The sequence below is a fragment of the Membranihabitans marinus genome (assembly GCF_021729155.1).
Taxonomy (GTDB): domain Bacteria; phylum Bacteroidota; class Bacteroidia; order Chitinophagales; family Saprospiraceae; genus Membranihabitans; species Membranihabitans marinus.
In genome coordinates, this window is record NZ_JAJQYA010000035.1 from 46259 (window position 1) to 55558 (window position 9300).

Annotated in this window: 4 protein-coding genes; all 4 read left to right on the forward strand. The window is 34.7% G+C overall.

Annotated elements, in window-relative coordinates; translation table 11 throughout:
• The first annotated feature begins 23 nt into the window (after positions 1-23).
• The 4 genes from LVD51_RS16905 (at position 24) to LVD51_RS16920 (ending at position 8901) form a co-directional block, all read left to right on the forward strand.
• Positions 24-563, forward strand: a complete 540-nt coding sequence (locus LVD51_RS16905; protein ID WP_236972544.1) for an RNA polymerase sigma factor — start codon at positions 24-26, stop codon at positions 561-563.
• Positions 556-1791, forward strand: a complete 1236-nt coding sequence (locus LVD51_RS16910; RefSeq protein WP_236972545.1) for a hypothetical protein — start codon at positions 556-558, stop codon at positions 1789-1791. Before LVD51_RS16905 ends, LVD51_RS16910 begins: the two co-directional genes overlap by 8 nt.
• A gap of 2043 nt (positions 1792-3834) precedes the next feature.
• Positions 3835-5856, forward strand: a complete 2022-nt coding sequence (locus LVD51_RS16915) for a putative Ig domain-containing protein (RefSeq protein ID WP_236972546.1) — start codon at positions 3835-3837, stop codon at positions 5854-5856.
• Between the two features lie 1008 nt (positions 5857-6864).
• Positions 6865-8901, forward strand: coding sequence for a putative Ig domain-containing protein (locus tag LVD51_RS16920; RefSeq protein ID WP_236972547.1), 2037 nt, complete (start codon positions 6865-6867; stop codon positions 8899-8901).
• Positions 8902-9300 lie beyond the last annotated feature (399 nt).

Below are 9300 nucleotides of genomic sequence, written 5' to 3' on the forward strand. Positions count from 1 at the left end.
GTGTCCTACTGACAAAAAATTACATGTTAAGACGAAGGAAAGACAATGCCTTAGAAGATCTGATAAAAGGCTGTATCAACAATGACAGAAAGAGCCAAAAAATATTGTACGATCAATATTTTGAGGGTCTGCTAACGCATTGTCGATCCTATAAAATACCCACAGAAGAAAGTGTTGGATTAATAAACACAACGATGTTAAAAGTATTTCAAAAAATTGACACCTATGCATCTTCTGGTTCCTTTTCCAGTTGGGTTCATATTATACACAAGCGAAATATTTTAGATCATTTTAGACAAAAGAATCATTCAACGGTTGAATTAAATGAAGTCATAGAAGCTGCTTCGCCTACGATTCAGTATCACAAAGACGAAACCGATCATATTTATTCGGCAATAGAATATTTACCACCGAAAATTAAGACTGTATTAAAACTGTATGCAATAGAAGGGTATAATCACAAAGAAATCGCAAAAGAAATGGAAATAAGCGAAGGCACCTCAAGGTGGTATCTCAATCAAGCTCGAAAATTAATGAGCCAAAAATTAAAGAAAAATGGCTAATCCAGAAGAAATCAAAAAACTAAAACAGTCGGGCTGGGATGACATGGAAGTCTTACTCGACCAACATATGCCGACAAAGAAACGCAAGATATTCCCTTGGTATATTGCTGCTTCTCTCATTTTATTGATGGGACTAGGATACTATTTTCTGCAACCAACGTCCTCTCCTACCATTGCAGTTTCCAATAGCGAAATAGCTCCAACTACCACTGACAGTAAAGAATTATCGACAGTAGAAAATACAGACATAATAGATATTAACAATTCAAGTGCAAGTCTTTCTGAAAACAGAAGTGAGATAAATGAATCCGAATTAAAGCAACCTTCGATTAACGATGACATTACAAATAGTCCAGAGCTAGGCTCAAGTCAAATTATCCCTATTTCCACGAATACTACAATATCCCATAATCGAGACAATGCATTGCCAGTCATTACCGAAACCATCACAAAAATAGAAGAGTCAATACATACTGATGTAAAGAATAGCAATGATTACACTTCAAACCATCGTGGATTATACAAAAATAACAAAGCCTTGGCTTTACTTACTCAAGATAGCGACCTAAAGATTGGTTACAATAAACTTATCGATCTCCACCAACTCCAAATCAATTCTTTGGATCATGGTGAAGTAAAAACTAAATACTTTATCTCTGCTGGAGACCAATTGTCATCATCTAATAATATACATTATTTACAAGTTAGTCCAGGTGTTTCTTGGACAAAATCCAAATGGACAGCCTACCTAGCCGCTGGCCTACAATTAACAGCTCCTTCTACCAAGTCTATTAATAAGGAAAACAGTCCATTGTTTGATCAATTAGATATTGAAAATAGTAAACAGCTCGATTTTGCTAACAGCGGTGGTCAGACCCCTTCATCCGCAATATCCAATACGACTTATTATCAAAAATTGCGATTTAATCCAGGTATTCATACAGCTATAGGCTTGGCATATGCCTTGACTCCGAGATGGGATATCGATTGGTCTGTTGGACATTATTGGTTGACATATAACCACGAATACAAATATATTGGCACAAATGCAGAAAGAATTCAGGTAGAACAAAATAACATTAAAACCAATCTATCATACTCTTCTCTAAAACTGAGTTATCATTTGAATTCACATATTAAGATTCAATTAGGTACGGCATTTGCCAATATCTTTAAACCAAAATCAGGAGAATGGCAACTCGCCAGCTCATTGGCTTACACTTTTTAATCGGCTTATCTTATAAAATAATCCGCAATAATTCACGGTTGATTTCAACAATGTATCTAGCTATTATATAAGTCGATTGAATGAGTTTAATTGAAAAAATGAATGTAAAAGTTACGGAATAATAAGACTGCTAATCAAATGTTTATGATATTGGTCTTATACGAAATACGTATATAATTGATAAACTCTCCCAATCACGAAACAGTGGACGAAACAATATAAAGAAACATTTCACTCCGCTGGAGCTTTAATTACTAGGTTATTAATTGCTATTAATATGTCGCCACTATATGGCTATATCATATCACAATGATTATGGTAATGGATAAATTTAGGTATAGACAATTGATTATGTTAAAAGATAAGCCCTGAAAGCGGCGCACTGAGCTTGGTCGAAGTGGGCGAAATATGTCAGGGCAGGATGAAGTCCTATGAAAGATAGTTTACCCAATTAAGAAGTCCTGAAAGCGGCGCACTGAGCTGAGTCGAAGTGGACGATATATTTTCAATTTTTGTAATGATATACTATGACAAATTGAGCAAAAAGTGTGACAAATCTATTGGCATTACCATTCGTAGCACATCCACCCCCTAACCCCCGCCAACGGGGGACATATCAAATACTAGACAAAAAGTGTGACAAATCCATATGTATTAACATTCGTGTAATTATTCAATTCACATAAATCTGTGATTTTGATAGAAAAATGATGTTTGCTGTCGATATACGGTGCAATCACGCCGGTGCCAGTGGCTAAAAACCTATCGATTTATGTTGCAGTCACACATTAACGTAGAGACATGACCGAATGAAGCTCGAAGAGGCAAATGCCGATTTACGAGCCAACCCATCCACGACACGGTGGTCGTCTTCCTTCACCTGAGACCGATTTACGGTCTCAGATGCTTCGTATTCCGTTCAGTCATCCTTCGGACAACTATTCTCAGTCACATCAAATGCCACATTCATACCCAATGAAGAATACCAAAACCCCCTATAGCTAATATCGAAGAAGTAAATCTATATGAATTAAAAAGTTCTATCAGTTGAATATGTACATTTTTATCATTTCAATAAAGCAACTCAATCAATATTGCAAAATCAATTATCCACAAAGACTACAACACATTGCATACATATCCAAACAGTCTAAATACACATAATTTCATTATTACAAATCACAGTTTACACAAAACAATAATAAATCAAACAATCTAAATATAAAATTTTAAATTATACTATAATATTCAATACAACCTCTCTTGACCACCCAATAGATTAAGCATAAAACTAACACATCTATATTTATTCTATATTTTTTTTCTTTTATTGGAAATATGTACTATTTTTGGGCACAATTAATTGATAAAAAATCAATGCACCCCAAATAATTCAATCTTTATTATCGAACAACAATTGTTCAATGAAGAACTGATGTTAATGAAACGATATTATAACATTACATACATGCAAATAACAATGTATGCACATTTGAAAAAAGTTAAATTATATAAATAACTTTGTATTATAATTTAATATTACTATATTAAAGGCATTGCAAAGGCTTGATTTATTCATAAAAGACTAAATTATATACTCTATATCTTTTTTAATACTTCCTAATTATTATAAGCATTTATAACAGAATAATTAAGAAAAGGATTGAAATAGGTAAATTTCGTTTTTAAGAATGAAAATTGAAATTGCTTCACCAAAAGGCAGTTAAAATTCTTTTCAAGCTCAATGGAAATGCCCTTTTATTAACAACATATAAACTTAACAAAATGAAAACAAAAACATTCTATCCACTTCGGTTTTAGCCCTCTATTCTAACCGAAACGATATTTAAAAAATATACTTATTTACCTAATTAACATAATTAATTAGACCCTATAACTATGCCTATAATCTATGAATATAGAGCAAAATTATAGTTTAAGCAGCTTTAATAAGTTAGCTCAAGTCATATCCTACAAAAATCAGTAAGGGTTAACTGATTAAATATGTTTTTCGGTCGGTTAATGATACAAACTTAATTTAACATGAAACCATTAAAACATTTTAAATGGATTGGCGTAGCCATGTTCTTAATTTCCCTCTGTCACATCTCAGATCTACAAGGCCAAACCTTCAATTATGCGAGTTCAACAACAGCAAGTTCAGGAGTGTCTAATTCAAATAATGCAATTGATCAAAACCTCTCTTCTGCGTCTACTTTGACCCCTGGAGCAATATTTGGTTTAGCAAAACAAGATTTAACATTTTCTTCAACGGTTCCAGCAGGTACAACATTAAGACTGAAAATCGGAGAGGGATCAAGTCTTCTATCCGTAGGAGTATACGTTAATATTAGAGTTTATAATAATCTATCTCAAGTGGGTTCAACATATGAACTTAATAGTCTGCTAGGTTTATTAAATGGGTCAGGGACAGAGACACTAGAAATTACACCCAATGGCAATTATAATAAAGTCGAAATAGAAATAGGTGTAGCACTTAGTTTAGGAGCAAGTATAAAAGTTTACGAAGCTTATTACATCACAGGAAGCACCGGCGGTTGTAATTTGGCCTATGATGTAATTTCAGGTACCAATGGAGCCTTACTCGGTGGTTTATCGGGCGTTACAAATCCGAATAATGTAATTGATAATAATGATAATACCTATGCCAGTCTTGCCTCGATAGCCAGTGTGGGTTCAGGCAATTATGTTAGAGCGTTATTTCCTAATTCCACCACAGGTAGTGTCAGTGTATTATTAGGAGATCCTGCCCAACTACTCTCATTAGGAGTGCTCAATGGTTTTGCAATCCGAACTTATAACGGCAATAGTTTACAATATACCTATAACGCCAGTCACTTAATCTCCCTTTCCCTACTCAGCGGTAGCAACAAGGGATGGTTAACCTTTCAGCCCAGTGGATCCTTTGACAGAGTAGAAGTAGAAGCTGGTGGATTAGTAGGCGCACTTTCGTCTTTAAGAGTATATGAAATTCAACGAGGGCCTATTACCACTGATGATAGTGATGATTTGATATGCTACCTTAATCAAGGAATCACCATTGATGCCAGCGATTATGGCAGTGGAGATGCGGCATGGCATAACTCAGATAACGAATATATTGAAACCGATAGCGAATATGAGACGGGGAATTTAACTGAAGATAAGACTTACTATGCTCTTTTCTATAACAATTGCGATCAAGTGACTCATGTAGAGACCATTAACGTAGAGGTCATCGCTTTATCGCCTCAAGCATTGGCCACAGGGGAAACAACGATTCCTTATTCAGATGATCTGAATATTAAACTCGATGGTTTACCTGAAGGTAGAACATATAGCTACGCATTGGCCAACGGAGAAAGTCTTCCCAATGGATTGACCCTAAACAGCGATGGCAGCATTACTGGAACTCCGACTCAAGACGGCAACTATAGCTTTGATGTGGTAGTGACCGACATCACTGATGCTATGAATCCAATACCGACAGGTACTCATGAATTTTCAATGACCATTAGCCAAACTCTCCCCATCGTTCTTACAGATTTTGATGTAGAGCTTGATGAAGAGATATCAAATATCACTTGGACAGCAGAAAATCAATCCGACATATTGGAATATCAAGTTCAGCGTAGTGTTGATGGAATTAACTGGATAACCATTATGAATCTACAACCATCCAACTTATACAGTGATGAATATCATTACCAGGATCAAATCACTTCTGTGGGAAAAATCTATTACCGATTAAAAATCATGGAAAATGATGAAAGTATTGTCTATAGTAATATAGTAAATGTAAATTATCAAGATCAAATTAAAACATTGATTACCTCATACCCTAATCCCAGTAGAAATAAAATTCAGATTGTAAATGATCATCCACAGGCCATTACCTATACCCTATACAATGTATTAGGGGTTCAATTAGAAACCAGTATGTCCATCAATCCCCGAAGCCGTACAACCGTCGATATTTCTCATATTGAAAATGGTATGTATTATATCCAATACCGCGATGTTTCTGGAAACATTATTTCTGGGGAAATGAGATTGAAACAATAAGAATGTAAAATCAGTGTAAAATCTTGCTGTAAATAAGATTTAATTCAATAATCTTAATAGGGAGTCAATCTTTGGCTCCCTGTTTTTTTATCCCTGTGATAATCAATCCTCTTTACTCAATCCAATATAGGACATTAGTTACAGGATATTTTATTCCTTTATCTGAAACACGGAGATGAACGAGCATACATCATCCACCAGAGCACCCAGCTAAAACCCTAATCGATTACCCTAACCCTTCCCTGAAATTGCCCCAGAAATTATCAGAGATAGTTCTATGTTAGCTTTTATTGGTGCAAATTCACAATACCAAACACATAATAAATCAATCTATAAAAATTGAATTTTAGACACCGATCTTCTGTGATTAAACCCTTTCATTTTTATACAATCATTATTACAGATCAATAAAACACAAAGCCAGAATTAGATTATATAATAATCATATTTCTGAAAAATATCATTACAGATCTATATAACCATAAACATTTCGAGTTAAAATTTTAAAAGTAGTATATTAAATAAATATATATTCTTATCTTATACCTCAATTAATGAATCAAGTTTATTTTAAAATCTATTTTATTTAATTCAAAAGACCATATAAATATACAATCATTAGTATTTATCTCGAAAACAAAGTGATTAACACATAACTTTTGAATTAGCGAAAATAGATTTATAACAATCACAACTGTCTATTATAATCAAGTTGCATTTCGCGATTGTTTAAATTTGATCATTGAAATTTAATAACATAGAAACTTAACACAAATGAAAATTTCCACCTTCCATCCACCGCCTTTGTAACCACCAGCCCCACAAAAACTTAATGTATTTTTTATAAAACTAATTTAATTAATTAGACTGTAGAAGCTGTTATAATGACCAATACCATTGATACCGCAATATTGACTGTTCAATTAACTGTATAAAAATTTCATCGACCAATGAATAATACGGTCAAATAATAGATACAGTCGGCTAATTACAAAACTTTTTATAATCATGATACCATTAAAGACATTTAAATGGCTGTGCGTTTATGCAATTAGTTTTTTGTGCACTTGGAATGCAATAAGTCAAGAATTTCATCACCCAAATTCTGAATCTCATTCCAGTTCTTTTTTAATCGCTAGCACAAGTAATGAAGATAAAGCCATTGACGGAGATCTCAATACCGCATCTTCCTTGAATTTAACGCTATCCGTCGGAGGAAGTGCTTCACAAACCTTAAGTTTTGTCTCTGATATACCTGCGGGGACTACCCTAAGATTAAAAATAGGAGCTGGATCTGGCCTACTTGGTGTAAATAATAAGATTGAAATTACTGTTTATCATGATGACAATCAAGTAGGATCAAGTTTAAATTTAATTGAATTTTTAACTTTACTCAATGGTTCGAGCACCAAAACACTGGAAATTTCTCCAGAGCAAACCTACAACAAAGTAAAAATAGAATTAAGTTCATTAATCGGTGCTTTAGCCAGTGTAAAAGTCTTCGAAGCCTACTATATTACAGGAGAACCTGATGATTGCGACAAAGCCTATGATGTATTATCTGGGTCCAAAAGCGCATTGGCAGGTGGATTATCTGGTGTTTTGAATCCCAGTAGGGCCATTGATAAAAATGAGGACAGCTATGCCAGTCTAGCCGCTATAGCCAGTCTTGATTCCGCTTCCTATATTACAGCATTATTCTACCAACCTAGTGTAAGTGCAGCTCATGTATTGTTAGGCAGTCCCAATATCGTACTAAATATCGATCTGCTTCCGGAATTAATTATTCACACCTATAATTCCAACGACTTGGTTGAATCCTTCAGTGCCAGTGACTTTTCATTGCTATCCATATTTGATAGTCAAGACAAAGCTTGGTTATCCTTCCAACCCAATCTAGCCTATGACAGAATTGAAGTAGTAGTGGGAAATTTCCTAGGTTTACTGGATAATATTTTAATATATGAAATACAGCGATCGCCTACATATACCGAAGAAATCGACAACCTCTGGGGCTATTACAATCAAATGACCACTATAGATGGTAGTCAGTACTACAACTACGAAACCTCACCTCAATGGTACAACTCAAATCATGAATATATTAATTCTGATCTTCAATTAGAAATAAGTAATCTAATTTCTGACACAAGCTTTTATGCTAGCTATAATAATGAATGTAATCAACTATCCCACGTAGAAATAATCCATGTTGATGTAATCACTTTAACCCCTCAATCACTGACAACAGGTAGGGCTTTACAACCCTATTCTGACAACCTTTCCAATAAAATGATAGGTTTGCCCAGTGAAAGATCCTACCGCTATGAAATGGCAGCTGAATCTAGCCTTCCCCCTGGGCTTAGTCTTTCATCAGATGGTCAAATTACCGGGACACCCACTCTGGCGGGATCTTATGATATTGAAGTCATCATTACCGATATTAGTGATTCAGAAGAAATGCCAACGGGACAACACGTATTCCCCGTTGTCATTGCTCAAGCCCTCCCCATCGTTCTAACCCAATTTGATGTAAAAGTAGAGGATCATATATCAAATATCCAATGGACGGCAGAAAATCAATCCGGTATCATAGATTACCAGGTCCAGCGCAGTTTTGATGGCATTCATTGGACTTCCCTGATACATATTCAACCTTCTAACCAATACCGTGATCAATATCAGTATCAAGACCAGACTTCTACAACTGGGAAGATCTACTACCGATTGAAAATCATAGAAGCCGATCAAAGTTTTGTCTACAGTAAAATTGTCAATGTCAATTATCAAGATCAAATTAAATCACTGATTAATTCCTATCCCAATCCCAGTAGAAATCAAATTCAGATAGTAAATGATCAACCGCAAGCCATAACCTATGCGATTTACAATGTATTAGGCCAAGAATTGAAAACCAGTGAATCCATCCATCCCAAAAGCCGAATTACTGTGGATATTTCTCATATGGAAAATGGCCTATTTTATATTCAATACCGAGATATTTATGGCAAAATAATTTCAGGTGAAATGAGATTAAAGCAATAAATACACTTGAATACTTTGATAATCGTGTTGAAAGTATGATATAATTCAATCTTAAAACAGGAAGTCATTTTATGGCTTCCTGTTTTTAATCCCTTTGATACCCATTGCTAATACAAGTGCAGTCGAAGCCTTGCACTGCGCCCAGACGAAGTAAAGGGTACCGGATCCACTGGGCTAGATTTGGCATTTATAAATATAATCAACGAATCTTATGTAATCTCGTCATGCTATGGCGAGTACGACCGAATATAGTACGAAATACCCAATCAAATAAATAGGCATTTGATGATGTTGACTGAATGAAGTTGTCCTGTTGGACAACCGTAAGCCATCAACTAACTACGTATTGATCAGGGTATAAAAAGGCTATAAATTTGCTTCAAAAGAAGTAAATGAATA

Excerpts from the sequence above, each read along its gene's own strand:
- LVD51_RS16905 (WP_236972544.1), top strand. The coding sequence starts at position 24 with ATGTTAAGACGAAGGAAAGACAATGCCTTAGAAGATCTGATAAAAGGC.
- LVD51_RS16910 (WP_236972545.1), top strand. The coding sequence starts at position 556 with ATGGCTAATCCAGAAGAAATCAAAAAACTAAAACAGTCGGGCTGGGAT.
- LVD51_RS16915 (WP_236972546.1), top strand. The coding sequence starts at position 3,835 with ATGAAACCATTAAAACATTTTAAATGGATTGGCGTAGCCATGTTCTTA.
- LVD51_RS16920 (WP_236972547.1), top strand. The coding sequence starts at position 6,865 with ATGATACCATTAAAGACATTTAAATGGCTGTGCGTTTATGCAATTAGT.